We start from the raw sequence: 26118 nt of genomic DNA, 5'->3' as shown, positions 1-26118 counted from the left end.
CGGGCCGTCAACAGTGTGAGGAGAACGTGGCGGTGTCGTTGGAGGACCACAAACGTCGGGAACGGGCCCAGGCGATCGGGCTGTTTCGGTATCAGCTGATCTGCCCCGCCCTCGAGCAAGGGCTGTCGACCAAGCAGCGCGGGAAACTGGTCCGCGAGATCGCTGATCGCCGGCATATCGATCCGTTCGGCGCCCAGGTGCAGGTGGCGCGGGCGACGCTGGACCGTTGGATCCGCCGCTACCGGACGGGCGGGTTCGAAGCGCTGGTGCCTGAGCCGCGGCGGCTGGGCACCCGCACCGACACCCAGGTGTTGGAGCTGGCGGTCTCACTGAAGCGGGAGAACCCGGCCCGCACCGTGGCTCAGGTGGCCCGGATCCTGCGGACCGCGACGGGGTGGGCGCCCTCGGAGTCGACGCTGCTGCGCCACTTCCACCGGTGTGAGTTGATGGGCCCGACCGCCGGTCAGCCAGGCGAGGTGTTCGGCCGATTCGAAGCCGCTGATCCCAACGAACTGTGGGTCGGCGATGCCCTGCACGGCCCGCGGGTCGGAGACCGCAAAACCTACTTGTTCGCCTTCCTCGACGACCACTCTCGGCTGGTGGTCGGGCACCGCTTCGGGTTCGCTGAAGACACTGTGCGCCTGGCCGCCGCCCTGAAGCCGGCGTTGGCGGCCCGCGGCGTTCCCGCCTCGATCTATGTCGACAACGGTTCAGCCTTTGTGGATGCGTGGCTGTTGCGGGCATGCGCGAAACTCGGGATCCGATTGGTGCATTCAGCACCCGGGCGCCCGCAGGGCCGCGGCAAGATCGAGCGGTTCTTCCGCACCGTGCGCGACCAGTTCCTCGTTGAAGTCACCGACACCAGCGCCGAGGACCTTACCGCCGCGGGGGTGGACCACCGTGGGGCTCTGTTGGAGCTCAACCGACTGTTCATGGCCTGGACCGAAACCGAGTATCACCGCCGCACCCACTCCGAAACTGGACAGTCCCCGCTGGATCGGTGGGAGGACGGCTGGGACCGCCTCGGCGGGTCGCCGGCATTGCCGACCGCGGCGGATCTGACCGAGGCGTTCTTGTGGTCGGAGTTTCGGGTGGTCACCAAGACCGCCACGGTCTCGCTGCATTCCAACACCTACCGAGTTGATCCCGCCTTGGCCGGGCGCAGGGTGGAGCTGGTGTTCAGTCCCTTCGATCTGGAGTCCATCGAGGTCCGCTACCGCGACCAGAGTTTCGGTGCCGCGGTCGCTCACACCATCACCCGCCACGCCCACCCGAAAGCCCGACCTGAAACCCGTGACGATCCGACACCGGCGACGGGGATTGACTACCTTGCGCTGACCGCCGCGGCCCATCATGAGCAGCTGCGCCATGACGAACGTATCGGCTACCACGCCCTCTACGGAGCGGACGGTCAGACCACGATCGGCACAGCTGAACAAGACGGTCAGATTCCCGGCCAGCTCTCCATCACCGACCTCGGCTCCGACAGCGCTGCCCATGAAGATGGGATGTCGGCATGAGTATTGAACGGCTGCAGTCACATTGGGGGTTCAGTCGGATGCCGTTCGGGCGCAACCTGGCTCCGTCGATGCTGCACCGCCACCCCGGCCACAGTGAAGCCATCGCCCGGATCAGCTGGTGTGTCAATCAGTGCGCCATCGGGGTCATCACCGGCGAAGTCGGCGCCGGCAAGACGGTGGCCATCCGCGCCGCCGCCACCGCCCTGGACCCGGCTCGCCACGTCATCATCTACCTGGCCAACCCCACCATCGGCGTTCGCGGCATGCTCACCCACATCGTGGCCGCCCTTGGGCACACCCCGGTCTTTCACACCGCCCGCCTCGCTCCTCAGGCCGCCGAGGCCCTGGCCGCTGAACACGCCGAACGGGGCCGCAACCCAGTGCTGGTGGTCGATGAAGCACACCTGCTCGACAACCATCAACTCGAAGCGATCCGACTTCTCACTAACCACGACATGGACTCCGGATCCCCGTTCGCGGTCGTGCTGGTCGGCCAACCGACCCTGCGGCATCGGCTGCGCCTGGGTGTCTTGGCCGCCCTGGATCAGCGCATCGCGGTGCGCTACGCCCTGCCTGGGATGAGCCCGGCCGACACCGCTGACTACATCAGCCACCACACCAAGATCGCCGGCCGCTCCGACACCCTGTTCGCCGACGACGCCGTCACACTGATTCACAACGCCTCGCGCGGGCACCCCCGCGCGGTCAACAACCTCGCCTTGCACGCGTTGACGGCCGCGTTCGCTGCCGGTCATTCCATCGTCGGGGAGAAAGCTGCCCGCATCGCGATCAGCGAAACAGCTTCAGACTGAACGAAACTCCCACCACCACGACCACAACTGCATCACCGCGGCGACGATTCCGTCACCGAGACCACCACGGCCCCGCTCACCACACCGAGCGGGGCCGTTCTCATCACAGCATCATCACCACCATCGGTGACGCCGACATGGTCACCGTCGACGACGCACAACACCGTCGGCAGCCAGCACGAATGTCCGGACAGACTCCACATCCACAGATCCACCCTAGATGTACAACTTGTGGTTGTAGCTCGCCGCCTGACGAGTTGTTTGAACTCAGCTGTTGGTTTGAGGGGCCTTGCCCCCGTGTAGTGGACACGGGATTTGTGGTTACGCGGCTTGTGGCAGCGTAGTGGATGTGTGGGTGTTTTCGTAGCTGGCCGGGCTGGAATAGGCGCAGCGGGAGTGCCTCCGTTTCAGGTTGTAGCGGACCAGCCAGCAGAACACTTCGCGGCGGCAGGTGGGCGCGTCGGGCCAGTTGCTGCGGTCCTGCAGGATCTCGCGTTTGAGGGAGGCGTTGAACGACTCAGCGAGTGCGTTGTCGGCACTTGACCCCACCCCGCCCATAGACTGGACGACGCCCAGATCTGCGCAGAGTTCGGCGAAATCGGTTGAGGTGTACTGACTTCCGTGATCGGAATGGAACACTGCACCGGCCAGCGAGCCGCGCAGCGCCTCGGCGGCTTTGAGTGCATCTTCGACCAGTTCGGTGCGCATATGCTCAGCGATCGCCCACCCGGCGACTCGGCCGGAGAAGCAGTCGATCACCGTCGCCAGATACAGATTCGACCCGGTCGCCAACGGTAGGTAGGTGATGTCTCCGACATACTTTTCATTCGGTGTCGCTGCGGTGAAATCCCGGCCGAGCAGGTCCGGAACCTTCTGGTTCGCCGGATCCGGCGTCGTGGTCTTCACCCGTCGTCGGCGGCGGTAGCCGGCAATCCCGGCGGTGCGCATCACCCGTGCCACCCGCTTGTGGTTGACCCGCTCCTGGTCGGGGACACCGTCGTTGAGCTCAGCGGTGATCCGCGGCGCACCATAGGTGCTATCCGCATCGTGCACAGTGCGGATACGCGCCTCGAGTGCCTCGTCCGCGGCCTGACGCGCAGCACGGCCGCCAGCGCCGGCCAACCAGGCATAAAACGAGGAACGCGCGACCTCGACGACCGCGCACAGCCACTTCACCGGATAGGCGTCGAGGTGGTCGGCGACGAACTGAAAGCGGCTCACCAGTTCGTCTCCCCGGCGAAATATTTGGCCGCCGACCGCAGAATGTCACGCTCGGTCGACAACCGAGTCTGTGTGGCACGCAGCTGCTGCACCTCGGCTCGGAGCCGGGCCAGCTCCTGATCAGGGGTTTCCGCACCCGGCGCCGGCTGTCCTGCCGGAGTCAGGTTGCGGTGCCGGATCGGCACCCCGGCCGCTTTGCACCACGCCGATAACGTCACCCCACTGATACCGAGCTCGGCGGCAATCTCGGTGACCGTCGCGCCCTCGGTATCCCGGTACAGCGCTACCGCGTCTCGTTTGAACTCTTCGGGATAATTTTTCCTTGCCATCGGTGTCGATCATCTCGCTTCCCCCGCCAATCTTGCGGGATTCAGCGTGTCCAACACCTGGGGTCAGGGCCCGAGTTCTGCTCAATGCTCACACCTAGAGGTTGTTCATTCGAGAGGACGATGATGGACTTTGCGCAGACGGTGCAGCGTGCAATCCGGCTCACCGCGGAACTAAGTACGCTCGAATACGCAGATCAGAAGGCCATCCGCCAGGGCTGGAGCAGGCTCACGGGACAAACTGTCGATGAGAAGTTCCATCTCATCCCGCCGGTCTACTCAGACCACGGAATCAACATCCGCGTCGGCAGGAATGTGTTCGTCAACCAGAATTGCCGTTTCAACGACATCGGCGGGATCGATATCGGAGATGACGTCATGCTCGGCCCGAACGTCAGTCTCATCACCTCGGGGCACCCGCTAGACCCCACTGAGAGACGAGTCGGGATCACTTCCGCGCCAATCGCTATCGGACGGAACGTGTGGGTTGGTACGTCCGCGCTGGTCATGCAAGGTGTGACCGTGGGCGATGATGCCATTGTTGGAGCCGGCGCCGTCGTCACCCGCAACGTTCCCCCGCGGACACTGGTCGCCGGCGTACCGGCAACCGTCGTCAAAACACTCGATTGCCCCCGCTGATGGCGAAACAAGACCGCAGCGCGCCTTCGTCCCCCTTCCGGGGGATCGATTGTGCGATATCTACACAAGATTGACCAGTCTCAGACGTAGAGATAGCGAGTGTCTCGAATCTTCGATGTCGGCAAACAACGAGACGGTACGCAGCGGCAATGCCGTCGGTTACATGTGCAACAAGCAAGACCCGATTCTCATCCGGGCTTACACATGTATTCATCGTCTAGAACTGCTCAAAGAGCCTTATCTTCAAGGTTCGTTACGGATAAGCGATCAATAGGTCTGGCCACGGTGTCTCGACGAGGAACGTAGCGGCCTGCATCGCCGCGTTGTCTCGGGCTGCAGCGTCTGCGTGCTCGGCGGCTTCGATCTCGCCGAACAGGTCGAGCTGGACAACGGTCACGACGGGCTCGCTAGCCTCGGCCGGCGGCGACGTCGTAGGAGCCGTCGTCGGTGTAGTCGGTGGTGTCCAGATCCCACGCTTGGTCGTTGACGAGGTCGATCACGTGGTCGTGTTCGCAGTCGGGACAGCGGAACGCGGCGAGGTGGGCCACGAGGTGCCGTCCATTGGACAGCTGGGCCCGGCGAATCGCGCGGACCATGCCTGGTTCGGTCCAGACCCTGCCGAGATTCATGTGGGGATCTTGGTGGCTTCCGCAGCGCACGCATTTGGGGCGTCGTGGCGGAGGCGGGCAGATGATGATGTCGGCGGTGTCCGACCAGCTGCCCCATTCGACGGGCAGGCCGTCCCATCGTGGCGGCAAGTCATGCTGGCGCGGCCACAGGTCAAGCTCCACAGCGCAACCTCCCGGCCAGTTGCAGGTCGTCTGCGGCGTCGATGTCGCGTGGGTGCGTGGTCGGGGGTGCGCCGCTGGCGGGCTGCTGGGGCCGGGGCCTGTTCATGCCCGGGCCCCGCCTTCGGCGCCGTCGAGGAGTCGTCGGGCCGCCTCGATGATGGATCTCACGGTGCTGTGGTGCAATTCGGTCTGGCGGGCGATCACGGTGAAAGGGACCTTTTGGTCCCACAGTTCGAGGACCTGCGCCGTCTGGTCTACGGACTTCTGTGTCGCCCCGTCTCGGACGAGGGATGCGGCAACTTGCATCCACCCGGTCGATACCTCAGGCGCCGCAGCGGCCGCGCTGGGCCCAGTTGTGGGCTCGACCGTGTCGATGGCCGCGCCGGCGCGACGGTCCGCCTGCGGTCCGGGCGCGGCGGCGGCACGGATCGGGTCGGAGGGTGGCTCGACGACGGGTTCTTCGAGGTCGAGCACGGGGATTCTTCGCTGCTTTCTGACGGGGGCGGGGCTCAAGACACCCACTCTGACGGGGGTGTCTTGAGCCTCCGCGATGGGCGCCTCCGCGGTGGGGGTGTCCACGGAGGCGTCGGCGGCCGGGGCGCGTCGTGAAACGAAGGCTGAGATGCGCAGCATGGTAGCGGCTCCGTGCACGGTGGCCAGAAGACTCAGCGGAGCGACCGCGGCGATGCAGGCGGCCAACCAGGGCCACAGTGCTGTGTCGGGCGGGAGGTAGCCGTGCAGGGCGTTGCCGCCGATGCTGATGATCGCCGAGATTGCCAGCACTGCCCAGAAGTAGCGGCGGTGGGCGCGGCTACCGACGCCAGCCGGGCCTAGGACGATGACGGCGACGGTGGCCAGAACGATGGTGAGGTCGACGATGACGGGCCACAGTTTGGCCAGCTCGGCCGGATATCCGGAACGTTGCGCGAGATCGGCCAGAGAGGCGAAGCTGAGCACGAAGCTCGCGGCCGCGACGACTGCGGTGATCAGGACTGCAACGATGCACGCGACGCGCACTGCGGTTGGTGAGATTCGCAGCTCCCGCTCGGGTGCACCAGGGCCCGGCTCCGCGGTGCCACATCCTTGGGCGGCCACCGGAATGCCTTTGGCAGCTGCCTCTTTCGCGTTGTGGCCGTTGCGGCGGTCTTCCATGATTACTAACCGTTGTCGGTGGCCACCCTGTTTTCAAGACCACCTGCCGCAGGTGAGGTGGATGGCCCGATGGTGAGGACGTTCGTCCTCGGCGGGATCTGGGACCCAGCGTTGCCGACGTTGGTGATGCCGCCGCGCAAGGGTCAGTTGTCTCGTCGATGCCTGACGTCTCGGCGGGGTTTAAGCACGGCAGGACGTGTTAAGACTCTAGTCTATGACAGCACAGTTGACCATTTGGATATCGCGTCAGTGAACCTATCTAGTTATGACCGCCAATCGGACCCGCGTATGACCAGGCGGGTGCTGCGTGGGTTCAATGCACAGCGGTTCGCCGAAGTGAGGCGGGACCGCCAGTTCACCGTGTCTGATCTCGCGCGCCTCGCCGACGTCGGCCAGTCGACTGTCCATTCCTGGGAAGCAGGCCGCGGCACGCCTCAGGTCGACCTCCTGGCTCGTGTCATGGCCATTCTCGATGCCCCGATTGAGCTGGTCGTGACCGTACCGGTCGATGAGCGTTTTCCCGGTGATTGGCGCGTCATCCGCGGACTCACTCAACCGCAACTCGCCGCCGCGGCCGGTATCGCCACCACCACGCTACGAGGGATCGAGCGCGCCGACATTGGACTCACCGAAGCCACCGCGACCAAGTTGGCGGAGCTGCTAGGCGTATCCACGGAGGACTACCAGCAGGCCTACCAGCGGGCCCGTAAACGCCCTCCCGGAACCACCGCCTGACCAGGCCGCAACCAGCGTCGACACTTCGTTCACTTCGCTGGCGGGACCAAAGGCGATAGCCACACCCGTCACTCGATGTCGCGGGCCTGGCGCCGGAATTCGTCGTAGGCGCGGATCGTGGCCTTAGGAAGCCGGCCCCGCTCGGGAACCTCGTGGCCGTGGTCGCGGGCCCATTGGCGAATCAGAGTGGAATCCGACCTTCCGCGGGGGGTGGCGCGTTCCTTGGCCGAGCCGCCGACGCGCCGGCCCCTCCGCATATAGGGCTTCAGGGCTTCACGCAGGGGCCGGTCGTCGATCAGGTCGATCTCGTAGTCCACGCCGTCCAGGCCGAAGTGGATGGTCCTGGCCCCGGGCTCGTCAGTGATGTCGTCGACGAGTTCGACCGTTACCTTCTTGGCCATTCGTGGATGCCCCTTATCGTCGCGGTTCTGGCGGGGGTGGCGCACCGCCTGGTCCCTGACGACGCGGCGATGGCGGCGGAGGCGGGGGCGGTGGTGCCGGTTTGTCGTCGCTGCGATGCCGCCCTGGCGAGGATCCTCGCGGCGGGGATCCGACCGGTCGAAGGTGCCGCACTGGTGGCGGGGGCTGCGCTCCAGGCCCTTGGCCGTTGCCCCGACGCGCAGGAGGCGGGGGCGGGGGCGGCGGCGGTTTGCGACGCGGCGCCGTATCACCGCCCGGTACCGCGGCGGTCGGCCGATTCTGTTCGGTCTCACCACCGCGCTGGTAGCGCACACCGGGTAGGTCTGGGCCGGCGGTTGCGGCCGCATGGTCGGTGGCGGCCGGTGCGCTCGTGTCGGCGGGCCAGCGCGGCTGGCCCGCCGGCTGCGCCCTGACGCCCGTCGGATTGAGATCGGGACGGACGCCCCGTGTCGGGCGGGCCAGTTCCGGCTCCGCGCCCCGGGTGGCCGCGCGCGGCGCTGACGGCGGATTGACTCCGAGCAGGCGGCGTTCCTCGTGGGTGGGTTTGGCTCGCACGCGGGCGCTCAGTCCGGTACGGGTTTGCAGGGTGAAGGAGTTCTCCGCGTCGGCGTCGACGAGCTCGACGTCAGCGTCGCAGGCCTCATCGTTGGTCAGCACCGTGACCCGCGGAAGCGTGGCCGGCCATTCGTCATCAGTGTCGAGCACCAGAAGTGCGTTATCGGGCAGCGATTCCGGGATGGACCCGACCACTGCCCCTGACGCGGCCACCGCCACAATCGATTCCCACTGCGCTGCGCGATCGGTCACCACGACCAGGGGACGTCCGGTCACACTGGCGCGCAGGGCCACCTGCCGCAGCAGCAGTGGAGTCTGGCACAGGACGGTGATCGGCCCCGCCAGCGGTAGGTGCACCGAAGCCTTGTCCCGCGGGTCGCCGATGGATCCGATGACGGGCCCGGTCGGCCCGAACGGAATCACCGGATCCGCGCCGGTCAGCAGGGTCGACGGGATGGGCGCCTCGAAGGGCAAGTACCCGATCCGGAACTGACGCCACATCGCCGGTTGCACGCCGTAGAGCGGGCCCAGCCGCGACACCGGTGGCGCCGTCGGACGGGCAGCGGTGCGATAGCGCACCAGTGCGGCGATGTTCACGGTGTCACCGCCAGCGCGGCTAAGCCGGATCAGCGTGGATGTTCTTTGCGCCAACGTCCATGTCCACCACTGCGGCGAATCGACGCTGATATGCGCGGGATCGGCGTAGTACACGCTGGCGTACCCCTGACGACTCTCCATGTGTGACCAGTGATCAACAGTCGGTGTGTCGTCGTGCAGTGCCGCGTTGACCGCATCGATCTGCGCCGCGCTTGCCGGGACAGCGTCGATCCCCTTGGCCGCCAGCATGTCGGCCGCACGAAGGCATGTCGTGGCGGCGACCCGGTGCGCGGATTCGATGTCCCTGCCACGGCGATCGATCGCTGCCAAGTTCTCGTAAAGGCGCATCCTTAGCACGATCCAGTTCGACCGCGCCGCTGCAGCTGGGGTGGGGCCCGTCATCTGTTGGTAGAGATCGGAGAATCCACCGACGGCCCGAAACCCGTCGCCGAGAAGGTCGATCGAGTCGAGCTCGACGTCGAGCACGTTCATCATCTCGGTCAACATCGCGATGCTGATCGTGTTGATTGTGCGTTCCTCGGTGTCGGTGACCACGCTGGGCGCTATCGGATCAGGCCGTAGCTCGACCATCATGGTCAGTGTCTCGTTCTCCGAGACCACACCGATCGGCACCCCACCGGTGGGTACATCCAGGGCTGCGGGCCACTGCGGCGGGGTGGCGGCACGACGGCGCCGCCACCAAGTCCATCTGCGCTGGACCCACCGTGTCAGCGTGACGTGGTAGACGGTGCTGAACGCCAACAGCGCCAGAACGACCACCGGAAGCGCGACCCACACCGGATGCAGTCTCCCCACGGTGGCCGCCACCCAGCCCACTGACACCACCAGCACGGTGATGGTCCGCCACAGCGTCCACCGCATTCCCCACACCGGCGGCTTGGTGAACCCCGATGCTGCACCCGTTTGTAAACGGCCGCTCCCACTGTTCATCGGCTCTGCTTCCTCCGCAGCGCGAACACCACGCCCACAACAGCGACACCGAGCGCCACCACACCCAGCAGTGTGTAGGTCGCGACTTGGCGTGGCGCCATGTCCGGCGGTGGCGGGGGCGGTTGCGGGACGATCACCTCGTTCACCGGCCGCGTCGGCACCGGATCGGCGACATTCCACGTCAAGGCCGCCAACGGGTCTAACACTCCCCATCCCAATGCCGGATCCGGGGTGGTCGGAGCAGCCCGCGCAGTGGCCTTCAGTCGATTCATCACTTGGAAAGCGTTGAGCTCGGGGTATTTCTGGCGGACCAGCGCCGCCACCCCGGAGACGTAGGCCGCCGAGTAGGAATCACCGAAGATCGGCACCAGCACACCGTCCTGACCGGGCACTCCGTTGACCAGCCGCCCATCGGGATAGTTGCCGATGCTGGTGATCAGCTCGCCCGGTGCCGCCAGATCCATCCACGGGCCCTGCAGGGTTGTCGTCGACGGCGCGCCGTCACCGTTGACCGACCCGACCGCCAGGACGTAGTCGGCCCACCAGGCCGGCGACGCGATGGTGACCACGTTGTCCCAACTATCTGGATCTCCTGCCGGCGGCGCCGGATTCTGGGTGCAGTCCCCGCCGGTGTTGCCCGCGGCGACGACAACCACGACATTGCGTTCGGTGGCCGCCCACCGCAGCGCGGCACCCAGCTCCCGGTCATCGGCGTGACGAACAGCCTTCATGCACGACACCATCGAGATGTTGATGACCTGAGCCCCCAAGTTGACCGCGTGTACCACCGCCCGCGCCATCGCCCGCAGATCCATCGCGGTCTCGGAGGCATTCGGGTCGTCCCCCGGCGGGGCCGCGCGCTCGGGGCTGAAATGCGTGGAGGATTGCCGGATGCTGATCAGTGCGGCATCGGGGGCAACCCCGGCGAAGCCGTCGCCGGGATGCGGTGAGGCACCGATGATCCCAGCGACCAGGGTGCCGTGCCCGTCGCAGTCGGATAACCCATCACCATCGGTGACGTAATCGCCGCCGGGCCTTAGGTTGGGCAGCCGGAAGTTCGGGGTGACACCGGTGTCGATGACCGCCACGGTGATTCCGGCGCCGGTGGCAAACGGCCGCACCGCATCAAGATTGAGAAGCCGCCACCCGGGCGGCGGGTCGGCGAAGTTACTGCCCGGCAGCACGCCGGGGGTTTGGCAGGCCACAGGCTGGGCCATGGGAACCTCAGGGCCGGTCGTGTCCGGCGGCACCGCGGCGGCATCGACGCTGGGCGGGGTCAGCGCCGCCGCTGGCGCGGCCGGGCCGATCACCGCGACCAGTATCGCGACCGCAGCGATGGCCACGGGCCGCCAGAGCCAATTCCCGAGCGAATCTGCGCTCATCCCAGGCTCAGATCTCGAAGCGTGGCGTAGACGCCCATCACCCAAAAGCACAGGGGGAACGCCACACCCAGCGCGGCGTTGCCCAACCACTGCACCCACCGGCTCACCCGCGGATTGACCGAGCGGCCCGGCACCACGATCGCGATTACGCTCAGCCCCACAGTCACTGCGGCTACCGCCGCCATGACCACGATCGGCGCTACCCCTGAGGGCCAGGCAAGCAAGGCTCTGGCGGCGACCCCAATGATCACCGCCACCGCGCCGCTGAACATCGCGTACGCCTGGATCTGGTTGGGCATGGTGCGCCCGCGGATGACGAGGACCAGCACCACGCAGACCGCGATCCCGATCATTTGCCTGACGTAGTAGGAACTCGGATCGAAGACCACCGCGGCTGCCACGGACACCACCGCCACGGTGGCCACCATCAGCCCCGAGGTCAGTTGGACGGCGCGCTGGGCGCGCAGGCGCAGTGTTTCCAGTTCGTCGGCGTCCACGCCGCTGCCGACCTCGATGTCTTCTTGGCCTGGCGCGAGTACCGGCGGCAGGGTGATTCGCGCCAAACCCAGCGCCGTTCGCGGCACTTGGAGCAGGCCGATAAGCCCGACCAGTACGGCGCCTGCTGCGATCGCCGAGGGGGCCAACTCGGTGTACTCGACCACCACGCAGGTCAGTGCTGCGGCGGCGGCCATCGCGATCACTGAACTGTAGGCGGCCAGGTGCCGGCGGGTGATCAGCAGCGCACATAGTGCGGCGATGCCCATCCCGACAGCGCTGATCAGCAGGTGCGCCACGCCAGGAACGGCGGTGCGCTGCGACACCGGAACGACCTGGCCGATCGCCGCGGCCGCGACCACCCAGACCACCGCCCAGGCCGTCGAGGCATCCGGGGATCGATACCGCAGCGTCGCCGAGGTCATCCCGATCAGTGCGGCCGCGGCCCCGACCAGACCCACTGCCATCCATATCCAGCTGAATCCGTTGGCCCACCACAGCGCCCACTGGCCTGCGCACAGCGCCACTCCACCGGCAACCAGACCGGCGAGCCCGGCACGGCGCGCGGCGGCGGCGTCGAAAGGTCGGGCGGCCTGCGCGGCCGCTTCTGATACCGCGTCGACGACGTCTTCGATCACGGGCCGATAGCGCTCGGTCGATGCGACCGAGCGCAGTTCGAGGATTGCCCCGTCGAGCACTCGGGCGTCGTTGAGTGTCTGATCGGGTTTGATGGCCCCGTCCATGCGTGCCAGCGTCCAGTGCCCGTCGCGGGGCGACTCGATGTCGGCATCTTCGGCAAGCGCGTCGATGACGTCGGTGATGAACTCCCCGATCGGCACTGACGACGGCAGGACAAGATCCTTTTGCGTCGTGTCGTATCTCACCGCTACCCGCGACAAGGCAGCTCCTGGTGTGGCAACCACTACCGCCCCTCCTGTTCGCGCCGGCCCCCTGCGGCGCCACTGTGTCGAGCTTGCATCGTTGTGGAGCTCAGTCAGTTCACGGTCCGCGGATACAGGTCCGACAGCGCCGCGGCGATCTCCAGGTAGCGGCGGCGGGTCTTTTTGTTCAGCAGCTCCAAGGTGATCTCTTTGCCTTCGTGCAGGTGCCGGTCAAAGGGCAGCTCGAAGATCCGATCGGGTCGGATCTCCCGGGAGAACTGCTCGATCGCTTGCGCGACATCAACATTGGGCCGCCCGGCCTCGGTTCGATTGATCGCCAGCACCGCGGTGTCAAGCAAGCGCTGGTAGCCGGCGTGCCGCAGCCAGGCCAACGCGTCGCGGGTTTCGTGCATCGCGTCGATCGAGGCGCTGGTCACCACCACCACCGCCCCGGCCTCAGCCAGCACCGATCGGATCAGTTCGGTCTTGAGTCCGATCCCGCAGTCCACCACGACCACTGCGTAGTGCTCTTGCAGGATGCCCAGCGCCTTCTGGAAGTCGCCGGTGTCGATTACGCGGTCGCTGCCGGCGTAGTCAGGTCCGGCCAGCACTTCGAGGCGGGTCTTGCCATTCTGCGACGTGTGAGCCCGCACGTCGTGGTAGCGGACCACCGAGGTGTCATCGACGAGGTCGTGGATGGACAGCTGATTCTCCACGCCGTGGCGCATGATGAGGTTGCCCCCGTCGGGGTCGGCGTCCATCGCGATCACCCGATCGCCTCGGTGCAACCCGAGTGTGGATCCCAGCCCCTCGGAGACGACCGTTTTTCCGACGCCGCCTTTGAGTCCGATCACAGCCACGGTGAATGTGGTTCGAATGGGGCGCTGAACATTTTCAACCAGCCCAATTTCATAGGATTCGTCTTTGCCAGGACCGAGGTTGATTCGCGTCAGCGTGTGCAGGGTTCGCCGCCATCCCGCTTTTGGTGGAACCTTGCGGCGACGTACGTCGAGACGGTCCAGCCCGACAGATCCCTCTACGGTGGCCGGCTGACGGGCGGGAACCGGCAGGGCATCCCCGCCTGCGTAGTGCCCTCCACGACGCGGCTCGACCAAGCCTGGGGTGGGCCGGTACTGAGGCTGCGGTGGTGGGAAGTCTTGCGGTGCATAGCTTCTGTGCGGAGCGGATTGGTGCCGCGGCGGCGGACCGTCCACAGCAGGATGGACCTCCGTCGGCCAGTCCGGAGGGTCACCGTGAAACTGTTCAGCTGGACGTGGTGGCGGAGCGGGCGCGGGCGGCGGCTCGGCGGCAGGGGGTCGCCGATGGGGCGCCCCGCCGGCTGGCGGGCCCTGTTCGAAAACGCCGCCATACGGGTCTTGTGGATTGCTCATGAATTGACCCTAACACCGCCAATGAATGAATAAAACACCATCGTGACCTGCGCAAAAACATAGCGGCACGGGATTCTTATACCCGTACCGCTATATTTCCGAGTTGGTGATGGTGTCAGCCGAACGACGCCATGTTCACCTTCTCGATGTTCTCCTGGCCGTGGGTGGCCTCCTCGACCGCCGCGAGGTACTGATCGACGGCGATCTTGAACTCTTCGCCACGGCTGTTGAGCTTCTGCTGCTCCATCGCCCACATCTCCGAGGCCTCGCCCTGCCAGGCGGCGACACCCTTGCCCAGGGCGGCCTCGGCCTGCTCGTTGCCCGCCTGAATGGTCGAGGCGTTCCCACGAAGCGTGCCGATCGTCGCGTGGATGGTGGCGAAGTTCCAAACCTGCTGTGTCATCTGCTCTCTCCTACAGTCTCGTTGTGAGGTGGTCTCGGCCGATCAGAACGCCGCGCCGGCGCTGCTACCGATGATGCTGGCGCCGTCGGCGTCGGAATTGATGTAACCGGTCGTCGCGTGGCCGACCCGCTCGGCAATGCTGTCGAACTCGGCCATCAACGCGATACCGACCTCATGCAGCTGGGAGGCCTTGGCCTGGGTGGCCATGCCCGCTTCGCCCTGGAACTGGGCCTGCAGCGCCTGGACCTCGCTGAGGAACGCCTGAATCTGCCCCTTCTGCGCCGCAGCGATGTTGCCGATCTCCTGGCCGACGGCCGCCTGGACCGCGGTATCGGTGCTCAGAATTGCCACTTGTCACTCCCTTTATCAATGGTTGGTTGTTGCGTCATGCTCGCTTGCTGTCTCACGAGGTTCACCTTCGACATTGAAGGCCGCGCCGGAAACAGCAGCGACGCGGAACATCTAATCCGTCCTTACCAGCCAAAACGATCCCTGCGGCGAACGCAAGAGGACCCCCAGCTTCCTCCCCTCCTCTCACCATGCCCTGACGTCATCTCCCGAGTCGATGGTGTCGAAGCCCAGTGAGGCCACCACGTGTCGCTCATCGACCTCTGGCTCGTCGGCGGCCACCATGGACCCGTCAACACCACGCATCGCGCCGGCCATCGGGCCCATCATCCCGGTGCCTGAGCCGACCGCACCGGTACCGGATCCGGCGACGGTGGCGCGAGAGGGCGCCAGCTCAGATTGCGGGGCTGCGGCAATCGGCGGGGTCCACCCTGCAGGAGATCGCAGTGTTGCACCGGAGCCGCCCGACCCGAGCAACCCTGCCCCGCCGTAGGCGCCGCCGGCCGAACCGACCGGGCTGGTGCCATACATCCCCATCTGGTCAACGGAACCAAAGTGCGACATCAGCGCATCGTTGGAAATGCCTTGGCTGGCAAGATCACTGCCAGCGCCTTGACTGAACAGCTGGGTGAGTTGCTGCAGCGGCTGGCTCGCCATCTGCATGAACTGTTGGGGCCCCTGCCCGAGCAGCTGGCCGGCCTGCTGAGGCAGCTGCGCGGCCATCTGCGGCGCCTGCATGGCCATCTGCGACATCTGTGTCGCCATCTGCGACGATTCCATCGGCGCGGCGGCCGCTGCCTCGGCGCTGCGCTGGGCACCCTGCTGGCCCGCCGACGCTGCGGTGTTGCCCGCGATTCCGCTGAGCTGGCTGACTGCCTGTGCGCGGCCTTTGACGTTCTCCCCCACGCTCGACGCTCCCAGTGAGGCCAGCACCGCGTTGCGCGCCATGCTCGCCGGCAGGGCGGCGGCGGTCTGCGACAACACCGCCGCCAGGCCCGCTTCCGGGGCGCCCGGGGCCGCCATGATGGGCGGGGCCGGGGGGAACGGTGGGAATGTCGTGTTGACCCCCGTCGCCGACGCGTAGCTCTCCATGACCCCTGCGGCGCGGTTCCACATCTCCACGAAGTATTGGAACTCGTTGACGGCGATCGGAACCGTGTTCACACCAAGGAAATTGGTGGCCTGCAACACCGCGTGGGTGATGTGATTCTCGGCGATCTCTCCCAGCGAGGGGGTGGTTGCCACGGCCATCGAGTAGGCCGACGCCTGCGCGGCCGCTGCCGCCGCGCGCTGCTGGGCCATGGCGATCACTGTGCCCATCCACGCCAGGTATGGCTGGAACGCCGCCTGTGCCTGCGTGGAGGCCATGCCCTGCCACGCACCCGAAACCACCGCGATCTGTGTTTGCAACGCCGTCGTAGCGGCGGTGAAGTCGGCTGCCAGCGTCTGCCAGCCGATCTCCGCCTGAAGGTAGGGCTGGGCGCCCGCACCGGCGATCAGCCGCCCGGTGTTGACCTCGGGCGGGAAACCATGCCACATACCGTTGAACCCCCGACGAGTCCGGGGATCAGACGATCAGCGTGGCACCGGCGACGTCACCGGCTTCGTAGGCCGCCCCGACCGCGGTCAAGCCCTCACCGGCCAGCGTCAGCATCGCCGCGCCTTCGGCCGACATGGCGCTGAACTCGATACCTTGGGCACCGAACGCCGCCGCCGCCATCACCGACACTTCGTCGACTCCGGACGGAACCAGTGCCGACACCACGGGCATTGCCGCGGCGGTGACCGCTGTCTGCTGGGCGCTAAGCCCCAGAACAGACGCGCCCCCCATAAGCAAGGCTTCGGGCTGTACCTGCAACATTTGTGATCCCCTTTCCTGCCCCAGCTAATCTACCGTGATATTTGCATGGTCCGTGCACCTTCTCAACAGGCGCCCCGACCTGGTCTTTTGCCGATCAGTTGGCTCCTGGTACCCCCGCGGGGTCTTCCATTTCAGTTACCACTGGCGTTTGTATTACCTCTTGTCCCGCCGCCGTGATGAGCACACCTCGGCCAGTCACACGGGGCTGGACCCGCAGCCCCAAGATGGGGCCGTTCTCCTTGATGCCATCCATCACCAGTGTGGCCCCGTTGACGTCATTGTTCATCTTGAGCAGGGAACCGGACTGCGCCAGCACGCGGGTGGCCAGCCCGATCGGGCACGACACCACGGCGTGAAGGCCCAGCGAGTGGGCGTTGCCCCAGTAGGGCGCCAGCGGCGCGAATGCCTGCGGTGCCGCGCTGTTGACCATGGCGTAGTCGTCGACGAACACAAAGACCTCCGGCCCGCTCCACCAGGACCGGTCACGACGTTCCTGCATGCCGACCTTCTCCGTCGGTGTGCGACCCGCGAGCGCATTGGCGATCCCCTCCACCGCCGTTGTGAGTTCGGTGGCGTTGAGGATCAGACCGTTGTGGGCCACCGATTTCCGCGTGGTGCCCGGCTGGCCGGGCGCCGGGTTGGTCACTGGCACGGTCTCCCAGCCCTGCCAGCTCAGGATGTAGCGCTCGTCGATGATGTCGAGCAGCTGGGAGGACTTCAGGTCGACGACCATGAACTTCACTTCGTCGGGGCTGTAGCGGGCCATCAGCGACTTCATGATCGCCGCGATCAGATGGGTCTTGCCGCTGCCGTTGCCGCCGCCGGTGCGCCCAAAGATGTTGAGGTGACGGTCGCTGAGCATGTCGAGCATGACCGTCGAGAGGTCCTTTTCGTACATACCGATCGGCACCGACCATTTCGATCCGGTCCACTCGGGCGGCACCACCAAAGAAGATGCCTCCACACGTTCGGGCAGCCGGCGCACCCGCCGCGCCGACTGACCCTGCCAGCGGTCGGCGACCTCGGCGATAGCCGCGGCCAGCCCAGCATCGTCGACGGCTTCGATGTCGTCCAAGCGGGGGGCGCCGATCATGATGTGCAGCGCCTCGGCCAGGTCCAGGCCGCGGCCGGGAACATCGTCGGGCACCGCCTCGGCGAGCCGTTTGTTGTTGACCCCAGACAGCTCCGGGGAGTTCATCTTGAAGTCGACTCGGGTGCTGAAGCTCTGGTTCATCGCCCGGCCAAGTTCGGAGTGCACCTGAACTGCTACCACGATGTGGATGCCGACGGCCAGACCGTTGTTGGTCAGGTTCGCGACTGCATCGAGGTGGGTGTCGTTCTCTTTCTTGAAGTTGTCCCACCCGTCGATGAGCAGCAGCACATCGCCATAACCGTCATCGGCCGCCTGTCCGGCTGCCACCTTGTCGCGGTAGGCGGCCATCGACCCGATCCGCAGTTCCCGGAACAGCGTGCGACGCTGGCTCATCACCTCGGTGACCTCGGCGATGACCCGGGCGATGCCGTCACCGTCGCCGCGGATTGCTACGCCGCCGACGTGTGGAAGCCCTTCCAACGCCGCCAATTTGAGGTCCGCGCCGCAGTCCAGTCCGTAGATCTGCACCGTGCGCGGGTTGTTCAGTGCCGCCGCCGACACTGCCAGGGTTTGCAACGCCACCGATTTACCCGAGCGTGGCCGCCCCAGCAGCAACAGGTTGCTGTCCGTCAGATCGACACGGAACACATCCTGGGCGTGGGTGTACGGGCGGTCGATCAACCCGATCGGCAGATCGAGCACCGCCTTGGCTCCCGCACGCAAACCACTGTCGGCGATCAACCGCCCCAACGGCCGAGGCCGCAGCAGCGGGGGCAGCCACAGCTTCTCGCAAGGCTCCCCCTGGCCGGCCAACTGGTCGAGCATCACCGAGGCAATCTCGGGAGCGCTGGCGATCTCCTCGGCGGTATGCACCGCCACCACCGGTGCACCGTCACCGTCGACGGGCTCCTCCTGAGGCAGCGGAACGGCCTCGACGCTAAACGGTGCGACCCCGGAGAACCCGACCGTCCCGCGCTTGTCCGCCCGTTCGGGTGCGGCCACCGGCGGGAAGTAGGGTGCCTGTGGGTTGGCGGCGGTGAAGTACTGCGGCTCGGCGCCGCCAACTTTGAGGTAGCCCTCGCCGATTTTGTCGAGGTAATAGGCCTCCTTGGTCTCGATCACCGCCTGGGAGTCCTGGGCGCTAGCGGTCTTCATCGCGATCTTCCACCCGCAGTTCGACAGCAGCTGGCCGACCGACACCCCGGTCAAAGACTGGGTGGCCAGCAGCAGGTTCATCCGATCAGAACGGCCCTGCCGGCCCAGGTGCTCGAAGACATCGCGGAACTCGGGATGGTCTTTGAGCAACGCGGTGAACTCGTCGACGACGATCAACAGGGTCGGAAACGGTGGCAGCGCCGCCCCTCGTTCGCGGGCCTTCAGATAGGTCATCGCGTCACGGAACTTCTTGCCCACGGTCCGCTTGCCCAACTCGCTGCGCGCGGCCTGACGCTTCTCCACAGCGCCGCGCATGACTTCCTCGAACCGGCTGATCATGTCCTTACCTGAGGACAGGTTGCTGATGATCTCCACGGTGTGGTTGAGCTTTTCGAACCCGTCAAAGGTGGCCTCACCCTTGTAGTCGACCAAGATCAGGTTCAGCTGCTCAGGGGTGTGTCGAGCCACCAAGCCCAGCAGCAGGTTGATCAGCAGGGTCGACTTGCCCGATCCGGTGGTTCCCAGGATCAACCCATGTGACCCCATTCCCTGCTCGGCTTCCTCCTTGATGTTCAACGACATCACGGCGCCTGACTTGGTCCATCCGATCGGGACGCGCATCCGATCGGGGTCGCCCTCGCGGAAGGTTCGCCACGTGCTCGTGCCGGTGGAACCGACATCGTCGATGCCCAGTAGCGAGGCCCATGTCTTGGGGGTTTCTGCTAGCGACGATTCCACACCGGCCAAGATCTGGGCATCGGTGGCAGCCCGCCACCGGGTCATCCGCCGCGCCACCTGACGGGCCTGCTCGACGCCGACCGAATCGGCCCGGCTCAGCCAGAACTTCAGCGGGTCATCGGGTGTCATGCGCCGCTTACGGGCTGCCCCATCTGCGGCGATCTGCACCCGCGCACCGAGGGTTTCCAGCCCAGATTCATCGACCTCGCCACGGCGTATGACCGTCACGGCTTCCAGACCTTCACCGCATCCGGGCACCGAACCCACACCGTCAGCGACAACAATCAGCCATGGCTTGGCTCCGGTGTACTTGTCATCAGCAGAGAAATCTCCGCGGTCAGCGATCAGCTCGGCCAACGCAGCGCCAGCCTCGGCCGGCGAATACACCATCCGTTCGGTGCCCAGCGCGTCCAGGCGCAGCGGATGCTGGTTGTGCGGCAACCACTTGATCCAGTCCCAGTCGGCCGGATTGTTGGTCACCACCGCGACCATCACCATGTTCGGCGGATGGAACACCGCCACCTGCAGCAGCAGTGCGCGCACCACGCTGGCGAGATCGCCCTCTCCGAAGAACTGCACCGCCCGATGGGTCTTGAGGTCAATCAGCGTCGGCATACCTTCGACGGCGCGATGGGCCCGGAAGAATCGTTCCCCCGCCGTGCGCGCGACCGGCTCAAGATCCTTCTTCTCGGCGGTCTCTTTCATCGTCATGCCGCCGCCCAGCTTCTGGGCCGCCACCCCGACCCGCGGGGCCAAAAAGTAGGTCGGGTCACGATCAGGGGCGCTGCGTTCCCATTGCCGAGGACTGCTGACCAGCGCGGCCAGCGTGTCAGGCGACGGCGCGTAGTGCGCGAGGTAGCGGTACTGCGCGGCCGCCCGCGAGTGAACCTTGCGCCGCAGCCCGGTCAACATCTCCAGGTACTTACGCCGGTTGAGGTCGATCTCAGGGGTCTTAGGGCCGCCACTGTTGCCGTGCCCGGCCATCATGCCCCCAGCGGCCATCAAGAACATGAGCGGGAACATCAGCATCATCGGACTCATCCGCCGGATACCCATGGATAAGAAGATGCCGATCATGCCGATGATCGCTACGCCCATCAACAGCGGGAGCAGCTTCTGGAACTTGTTGGGCGGCACCACCTCTGGGATCTCGTTGGGCGGCGGCACCTCGGTGGCAACCGTGATCTCCTCAGCCGAGGGGGCCTCGACCCGTTTGCTCGACCGGTTCGGGATCCAGGGACGCACACTCATCGCAGCCCACCTTCCGTATCGCCGTTGCCCGCCGCGATCGTGTCCTGGCTGATCAACGCCGCCTCCTTCGACAGCCCTGGGCCGTCAGCCAAGATCGCCAATACCGCCCACGGAGCCGGAATCGGCGAACTCAGACCCAGCGCCTTCTCCGTCGACGTGCCTTCCCGCGAAGACATCAGCCCGTAGCGCACCCCCGCATCGGAGACCCACCACAGCGTTTCGCGCGCCGGAGACCGCGGATCAGACCCCGTGGTCTGCACGAAGAAACCCGACCCCGGCGGCGCGTACATCGACACGGTGGGCCGCGAGACCAACTCGTGCTGCCACAGCATCTGCTGTTCGGCGTCCAACGGCAACCCCGGCCGGAAGGTCAGCACCGTCCGGGACTGCTGCTCCCCAGCGGCCTTGACCCACTGCCAGCACGTCACCGGTTCCTCCATACTTGGCGAGGAGTGCAGCGGCGACTCCGGAAACATACTCGTGTCCAATCCGGGATTGGCCGCAGGCAGCCGCGCAACCACATCTTGAGACACCGTGGGCGCCACGTCGGCCCCGTAGGCATTGGTATTGCGGATGACCGCAGCCATCACCTCAGAGATCTTCTGAACACCGTCGGCGAGCACCACATACCAGTCGGCGTCCTCTCCTGAGGGAACCCGAATCACGGATCCGACAACGATTCCCGGGCTTACCGCATACCCCGGGACACTGCCGCCCTGCGGGATGACCGGGGAACTGATAGGCCGCCCCGCCGGGATCGCGTTGAACAATTCCTCGCTGATCACGTCGATGGTGGGGAACCGCTGCAACCCCAGACCCAACACCAGGGCCGTGTCGTTGATGTCAATGCGGCGACGCTGATCACCGGTGAGCAGCCAGGTCGCCTCATCGGGGCCCTGCACGATCCGCGCCGCCGACGGGTCAGCACTCAACAACTGCTGCTGATCACTGGCGATGACCGCCGTCGTCACCGCCGGCCGGGCCGTCCCGGGCCGATCGATCACATCACAAGCTGTCCACACTGAATCCTTCTGCGCCGGCTGGAACACGCGCGACGGCGCCCCGGCGATACCCACCAGCGATCCGCGCGCCATGTTCTGTACCTCGGAGGTCTTCACTAATGCTGGCGTGTCCGGCTTGCCGACGATCAGCTGCGCCGAGACCAGGTTCAGCACCGGGTGCAGCTTTGAGTCGATCGTGACGAACAGTTCCGACGTTTCGCGAGCCTGCACAATCGGCGAATTGTCCCGTAACCCTTGCGGTTTGAAGTATGCGAGCGCGACAGCCCCAACAGCGACCAGCGCGGCGACCAGGAACCCTGCCATCGCCGCCATCGTCGCCGACCGATTGGGGTCGTGGCGCATCGAGGTGTCGTGCCGGGTCAGCGCGTGCGTCAGCCGGTTCACCAGGAACTTGTAGCCGGTGACTTGCAGCTTCGTAGACGGGATGAACGGCATCAGGACCCCACGATCTCGACGAGCTGCGTCAGATCCGAACCGGCTTCGCTGGATTCGGCGGCTAACACTTTGCGCAACCCCAACGCCATATCGGCGCCGATGATCGTAGTCAATGTCGTGGCATCGAGGACCTCCGGTGGATCCTCCTCAAGCCGGAGGTCGCGGAAATCGGCCGCACCTTCGATCACCTTGCGCACGAACCGTCCGTTGCCAACCACGTCGATCGCGCTGCGATCGCCGATCCGTAGTTCAGCCAACCGGCCACAGGTGGCGCGCAGGACCTCGACTGCCGACTCAGCCAGCACATCGTCGCGACCGACGGCCACAGCCTCAGCAATCGCGACCAGCTCACCGGCACTGTAGGTCTCGAACTTGAACCGGTGCGCAAACCGACCCCGAAGACCTTCGTTGGCCGCGAGCAACCGATCGATATCGTTCTCGTAGCCGGCGATCACCACCACCAACCGGTCCCGATCGTTTTCCATTCGCGCCAAAAGCGTGTCCAGGGCTTCCTTGCCGAACGGATCGGCCCGACCGTCACGCTCCTGGACCAGCGTGTAGGCCTCGTCGATAAACAACACACCATCGAGAGCACTGTTGATCGTCGCCCCGGTCTTGGCTGCTGAATGCCCTTCGTATTCGCCGACGAAATCGCGGCGCCCGGTCTCGATCAGCTTGGGCTCGGCAATCACACCCAAGCCGGCCAAGATGTTGGCCATCACCCGCGCGATCGTGGTCTTGCCTGTTCCCGGCGGACCGACAAACACCATGTGGTTGGCCGAACCGGGAGTCTTCAGACCTAACTCCCGCCGCTTGGCCGCCATCCGGATCCGCGCCCGAAACGTCTTGATCTGATCTTTGAGCGCACCCATGCCGATCTGGGCGTCCAGTTCCGCGGTCGCCTCAGCCAACAGCTTGGCGCGCGCCTCGGCGGCTCGCTCCCCGGCCAGCTCGGCGGCATCGGGCCCGGACTCGGGATCCCACGGGTCAGTCCTGGCTGCCACCGCTTCACGTGTCGTCACTTTCAAACGGATACCGGGATCGGCGATCGCCGCCGCTACCTCCGCCGACGGCGCCACCGCGTTGATCTGCTTGAGCAATGCGACCGCAGCATCTTCCTCGCCACGTTCCCGCGCGATGAGCGCCAGGAACCATTTCGCCGCCGGCTTGGCTCCCGGCAAATTCTCCTGGGCCTCGACACTATGCAGGTAGCGCTGCGCCTCATCGAACTCACCCAGAAACGCGTGCGCACCGCCAAGAGCAACATCGACGGCCACCCGCAACAACTGATCAGCCTCGAAGGAGCCCAGCTCCTCCCCCAGGCTGGAAATCACCTCCGGCCACCGCTGAGCCTTGTAGTGAATCGCACCAACGAGCCACCGCCCCGCGATCGTCGAGGGCGCCTCAGCCAAGGTCTCCAACGCCTCCGCGTAATCCGGCGGGGTCCGCATCGCCTGCATCCGCGCCAACGCCACAGTCAGGATCCCGCGGTCAACGATCGGCTGGTCGAGGGCGACGATCCCCATCCCGATATCGAACCGCGGCACGAAATGGGCCGGCGGAACCTGCAACCGGGACAACTGCTGGTGCATGTTCGCCCGCGACCGCCACGCGCGATAGATCACACCGGTCTCGTTGTCACCACACAGCATTCGACCCAGCCAGGCATCGCACATCTGCGGGTCCTCTTCGCTGGCAGCGGTAAAGTACCGCAACGCCTGCGCACTATCCGCGCGGCCGCCGTCGATGATCCCCAACGCCGCTACGCCAGCATCGAATCGATCCTCAGCTGCGCTCACGCCGGGTACCTCCGCGCGAACTCCGCACTCTCCATGTCCTGGTATTCCTCCGGCGTCGGTAGTTTCTGCGTCCGCCGACAGAACCTGTCGATCGGATCCGGATTCCGGCCCTGCGCTTCGGCGCTGAGCAACGTGAACAGCCGCAACTCCATGCGTTGCTTGGCCCGCGCCAACCCCGCGATCGCCACGATCTCCTCGGCCAGCGTTTCGTCGTTGGTCAACGCCTCAGGCTCCAGCATCAGCGCGCTGATCTGCCCGCGCCCATTGCAGGTAACCCCAACCGAACCGGCCGGGTTGAAAACCGTGAACTCCCTTGCGTAGAACTCCTCGGTCGACTCCGGCACCGACACATCGCCAACCTGCTGCCCGAGATCACTCACGATGCGATTCCCCTGTCCGGCACGCCGCCTGCTCCCTGTGTCAGCAACTCCACCATCCGTCCGAGCTCAAAATGATCAGGATCGAAGACCAATCCCAGCCGCGCGTACCGCAGCGCGGTTGGGGGATCCTCACAATGGCGAGCCGCCAACTCCCGGCACACCAGGCACACCACAGACGTCATCTCCGCTATCTGGGCCGCTGCCCAGCGCGGCGGTTCCGCACCGAACAGCGGCGCAGACACCATTGCCGCAGCGGAAGCCAGCGCACCGGTCGAGGCGGTCGCGGGATCTTCTCCCACCAGCTCGACGAACTGCCTCCACTCGGAGTTGATGTCGAGCACGTAACCCGTATCCGTGTGACGCGGGTCCAGACCTCGGTTGCGGATCTTGCTCAAGGCCACATGAAAACTCTTCGGCCGAGCGGGATCTCCGAACAGCATGTCACACAGATCCGCCGTCACGATCGGCTGACAGAATGCGATTGCGCCGATGATCTGCTGCTGCATCGGCTGGAACGGCGAGCCGGTCCCGTCGACCACTTCGAATCCCCCGAACACCGTCATCCAGGGCCCCTGCGGGCGATCCGGGGCGACAGCCGCCTCCCCTGTGACTGGCCTCAAGTCAGTGCCCGCGACCCTCGTCGAGACGTCATCTGCGGCGACTACCGGATCGGCCGGCGCCGGCGGCTCCGTGGCAGCCGCGTCCAGTGTCGATGCCACGTCGACCGGATCGATGACCAGCCCGGTTGATTCCACTTTGACCCCTTCGCCCGCGATCTGTCCACCGTCGGCGACACCAGCGATGGGAGAATTCGAGTCAATTGGATCTGTCTCGACTGCACCGCGCTCGATGCCGGGTGTTCCATCGGGAAGCGCAAGGACTGGCCGGCGCAGGGGCCGCACGGGCCAGGCCGTACCCGCGGCTAGCACGTCGACCCACCCGGGGTCGTCGGCGAGCAGCGGGTCAGCGATCACCACCGTGGCATCCGGGTTGCCACTGACCCGCGCGCCGGCTATCGCTGCGTCGTCGGCGACAACCCCTTGCGCGGCCGCCTGCATCGTCCAGTGGGCGATCATCGCGTCGCGGCCTGTGCAGGTCACACCGATCTCATCGATGGCTAATGCGTTGACCGCGAGCAGCTCGGATTCGCCCACACCCAGTACAACGAGAACGGGATCGGCCGACGCGTCACGCAGCCCTGGCTCGGAGCCGCGGGGAGCGCGCACCCAGCCCGCGTCGACGAACTCCCACGGAGCTGCCAGACGTCCCGGGTCGGTGGAGAACTTCACCCACACCCACTGCGGGTCAACGCGCACCACCACTGCCCTGGCCGAGGTCAACGAGTGCACACCGCCCAGCAGCCTGCGCACGCCGCCATCGAGGCACTCAGCGACCAACTCAGCCGGGGTTGCCTGTCCAGCAATCATCAACCCAACCCCAGGTCGAGTTGATCGAACTCGGGCACCGCCTCACGCACCGCCTCCAGGCGCCGCTCGTCAATCGCCGCGTAGCACTCCTGCAGCCCTGACATCACCAGGTCCTCGATCTGCCGCGCGGAATAGCGACCCACGATGCCGTCCAGGTACAGGTCGGTCAGTGCCCCATACCCGTCTATCTCTGGCATCACATTGGGCTCTTCGGGTGCCGCACGGCGCACGCGAAGATCGTCATACATCGCCGACTGAACCTTGCCCAGCACCGAGCCCAGCTCCCTGGACTTGGCCAGGAAACTCTCCACCGCGGGGTGAAACGACACTGGCTGAAC

Annotated in this window: 24 protein-coding genes; 4 read left to right on the top strand and 20 right to left on the bottom strand. The window is 65.9% G+C overall.

The window, feature by feature from the left end:
• The first annotated feature begins 32 nt into the window (after positions 1-32).
• Together ACNUDN_RS28870 and ACNUDN_RS28865 are read left to right on the top strand one after the other, a co-directional pair.
• Entirely contained in the window at positions 33-1520 is a 1488-nt protein-coding gene (locus tag ACNUDN_RS28870) for a DDE-type integrase/transposase/recombinase (protein WP_041801157.1), read from the top strand.
• Positions 1517-2332 carry an ExeA family protein gene (locus ACNUDN_RS28865; RefSeq protein WP_011896180.1) on the top strand — a complete coding sequence of 272 codons (816 nt, stop codon included), beginning with the start codon at positions 1517-1519 and terminating at the stop codon, positions 2330-2332. The genes ACNUDN_RS28870 and ACNUDN_RS28865 overlap by 4 nt, the downstream gene beginning before the upstream one ends.
• Positions 2333-2364: 32 nt before the next feature.
• On the opposite strand, the gene ACNUDN_RS28860 is transcribed toward ACNUDN_RS28865, so the two are convergent.
• Both ACNUDN_RS28860 and ACNUDN_RS28855 read right to left on the bottom strand, forming a co-directional pair.
• Positions 2365-2535 (bottom strand): hypothetical protein, encoded by a 171-nt coding sequence (locus ACNUDN_RS28860; protein ID WP_158230581.1) that lies wholly within the window; start codon positions 2533-2535, stop codon positions 2365-2367.
• A 118-nt stretch (positions 2536-2653) separates the two neighbouring features.
• A protein-coding gene (locus tag ACNUDN_RS28855) for an IS3 family transposase (protein ID WP_419120833.1) occupies positions 2654-3882 on the bottom strand; the annotation gives its coding sequence in 2 pieces (ribosomal slippage) (positions 2654-3570 and positions 3570-3882; 1230 coding nt in all).
• 120 nt (positions 3883-4002) lie between these two features.
• On the opposite strand from ACNUDN_RS28855, the gene ACNUDN_RS28850 reads away from it, so the two are divergent.
• The gene (locus ACNUDN_RS28850) at positions 4003-4518 is read left to right on the top strand and encodes a DapH/DapD/GlmU-related protein (RefSeq protein ID WP_041801106.1); all 516 of its coding nucleotides are present in this window, start codon (positions 4003-4005) and stop codon (positions 4516-4518) included.
• 253 nt (positions 4519-4771) lie between these two features.
• Here the strand turns inward: ACNUDN_RS28850 and ACNUDN_RS28845 are convergent, their stop codons facing one another.
• The 3 genes from ACNUDN_RS28845 to ACNUDN_RS28835 all read right to left on the bottom strand — a co-directional run bounded on the left by ACNUDN_RS28845 (position 4772) and on the right by ACNUDN_RS28835 (position 6461).
• Positions 4772-4915: a hypothetical protein gene (locus ACNUDN_RS28845; protein WP_158022120.1), complete on the bottom strand. Its 144-nt coding sequence runs from the start codon at positions 4913-4915 to the stop codon at positions 4772-4774.
• Between the two features lie 10 nt (positions 4916-4925).
• Complete coding sequence (locus ACNUDN_RS28840) at positions 4926-5309, bottom strand: hypothetical protein (protein WP_011896182.1); 384 nt, start codon at positions 5307-5309, stop codon at positions 4926-4928.
• A 102-nt stretch (positions 5310-5411) separates the two neighbouring features.
• Positions 5412-6461: a DUF2637 domain-containing protein gene (locus tag ACNUDN_RS28835; RefSeq protein WP_011896183.1), complete on the bottom strand. Its 1050-nt coding sequence runs from the start codon at positions 6459-6461 to the stop codon at positions 5412-5414.
• A gap of 288 nt (positions 6462-6749) precedes the next feature.
• Between ACNUDN_RS28835 and ACNUDN_RS28830 the strand changes: the two genes are divergently transcribed.
• Positions 6750-7196, top strand: a complete 447-nt coding sequence (locus ACNUDN_RS28830; protein WP_041801107.1) for a helix-turn-helix transcriptional regulator — start codon at positions 6750-6752, stop codon at positions 7194-7196.
• A gap of 68 nt (positions 7197-7264) precedes the next feature.
• On the opposite strand, the gene ACNUDN_RS28825 is transcribed toward ACNUDN_RS28830, so the two are convergent.
• The 15 genes from ACNUDN_RS28825 to ACNUDN_RS28755 form a co-directional block, all read right to left on the bottom strand.
• The gene (locus ACNUDN_RS28825) at positions 7265-7597 is read right to left on the bottom strand and encodes a histone-like nucleoid-structuring protein Lsr2 (protein ID WP_011896185.1); all 333 of its coding nucleotides are present in this window, start codon (positions 7595-7597) and stop codon (positions 7265-7267) included.
• A gap of 13 nt (positions 7598-7610) precedes the next feature.
• Positions 7611-9719, bottom strand: coding sequence for a type VII secretion protein EccE (eccE, locus tag ACNUDN_RS28820; protein ID WP_011896186.1), 2109 nt, complete (start codon positions 9717-9719; stop codon positions 7611-7613).
• Positions 9716-11101, bottom strand: a complete 1386-nt coding sequence (mycP, locus tag ACNUDN_RS28815) for a type VII secretion-associated serine protease mycosin (RefSeq protein ID WP_041801108.1) — start codon at positions 11099-11101, stop codon at positions 9716-9718. Before mycP ends, eccE begins: the two co-directional genes overlap by 4 nt.
• Complete coding sequence (gene eccD / locus ACNUDN_RS28810; RefSeq protein WP_419125360.1) at positions 11098-12495, bottom strand: type VII secretion integral membrane protein EccD; 1398 nt, start codon at positions 12493-12495, stop codon at positions 11098-11100. The genes mycP and eccD overlap by 4 nt, the downstream gene beginning before the upstream one ends.
• A gap of 95 nt (positions 12496-12590) precedes the next feature.
• Positions 12591-13337 carry a MinD/ParA family ATP-binding protein gene (locus tag ACNUDN_RS28805; RefSeq protein WP_158230582.1) on the bottom strand — a complete coding sequence of 249 codons (747 nt, stop codon included), beginning with the start codon at positions 13335-13337 and terminating at the stop codon, positions 12591-12593.
• Between the two features lie 646 nt (positions 13338-13983).
• Complete coding sequence (locus ACNUDN_RS28800) at positions 13984-14271, bottom strand: hypothetical protein (protein ID WP_011896190.1); 288 nt, start codon at positions 14269-14271, stop codon at positions 13984-13986.
• A gap of 42 nt (positions 14272-14313) precedes the next feature.
• Positions 14314-14622, bottom strand: coding sequence for a hypothetical protein (locus ACNUDN_RS28795; RefSeq protein WP_011896191.1), 309 nt, complete (start codon positions 14620-14622; stop codon positions 14314-14316).
• Positions 14623-14805: 183 nt separating this feature from the next.
• A complete protein-coding gene (locus tag ACNUDN_RS28790; protein ID WP_011896192.1) occupies positions 14806-16158 on the bottom strand; it encodes a PPE family protein in 1353 nt (450 codons plus the stop codon).
• Positions 16159-16186: 28 nt separating this feature from the next.
• Entirely contained in the window at positions 16187-16480 is a 294-nt protein-coding gene (locus ACNUDN_RS28785) for a PE family protein (RefSeq protein WP_011896193.1), read from the bottom strand.
• 94 nt (positions 16481-16574) lie between these two features.
• Complete coding sequence (locus ACNUDN_RS28780) at positions 16575-20717, bottom strand: type VII secretion protein EccC (protein WP_011896194.1); 4143 nt, start codon at positions 20715-20717, stop codon at positions 16575-16577.
• Positions 20714-22174, bottom strand: coding sequence for a type VII secretion protein EccB (eccB, locus tag ACNUDN_RS28775; RefSeq protein ID WP_011896195.1), 1461 nt, complete (start codon positions 22172-22174; stop codon positions 20714-20716). Before eccB ends, ACNUDN_RS28780 begins: the two co-directional genes overlap by 4 nt.
• Positions 22174-23973, bottom strand: a complete 1800-nt coding sequence (eccA, locus tag ACNUDN_RS28770; RefSeq protein ID WP_431961279.1) for a type VII secretion AAA-ATPase EccA — start codon at positions 23971-23973, stop codon at positions 22174-22176. The genes eccB and eccA overlap by 1 nt, the downstream gene beginning before the upstream one ends.
• Positions 23970-24353 carry a YbaB/EbfC family nucleoid-associated protein gene (locus tag ACNUDN_RS28765; RefSeq protein WP_011896197.1) on the bottom strand — a complete coding sequence of 128 codons (384 nt, stop codon included), beginning with the start codon at positions 24351-24353 and terminating at the stop codon, positions 23970-23972. The genes eccA and ACNUDN_RS28765 overlap by 4 nt, the downstream gene beginning before the upstream one ends.
• Positions 24350-25780, bottom strand: coding sequence for a hypothetical protein (locus ACNUDN_RS28760; protein ID WP_011896198.1), 1431 nt, complete (start codon positions 25778-25780; stop codon positions 24350-24352). Before ACNUDN_RS28760 ends, ACNUDN_RS28765 begins: the two co-directional genes overlap by 4 nt.
• Positions 25780-26109: a hypothetical protein gene (locus ACNUDN_RS28755; protein ID WP_049777507.1), complete on the bottom strand. Its 330-nt coding sequence runs from the start codon at positions 26107-26109 to the stop codon at positions 25780-25782. Before ACNUDN_RS28755 ends, ACNUDN_RS28760 begins: the two co-directional genes overlap by 1 nt.
• Positions 26110-26118: the final 9 nt, after the last annotated feature.

This window comes from Mycobacterium sp. smrl_JER01 (assembly GCF_048513595.2).
Lineage (GTDB): Bacteria > Actinomycetota > Actinomycetes > Mycobacteriales > Mycobacteriaceae > Mycobacterium.
This window is presented reverse-complemented; position numbering and strand designations above follow the sequence as displayed.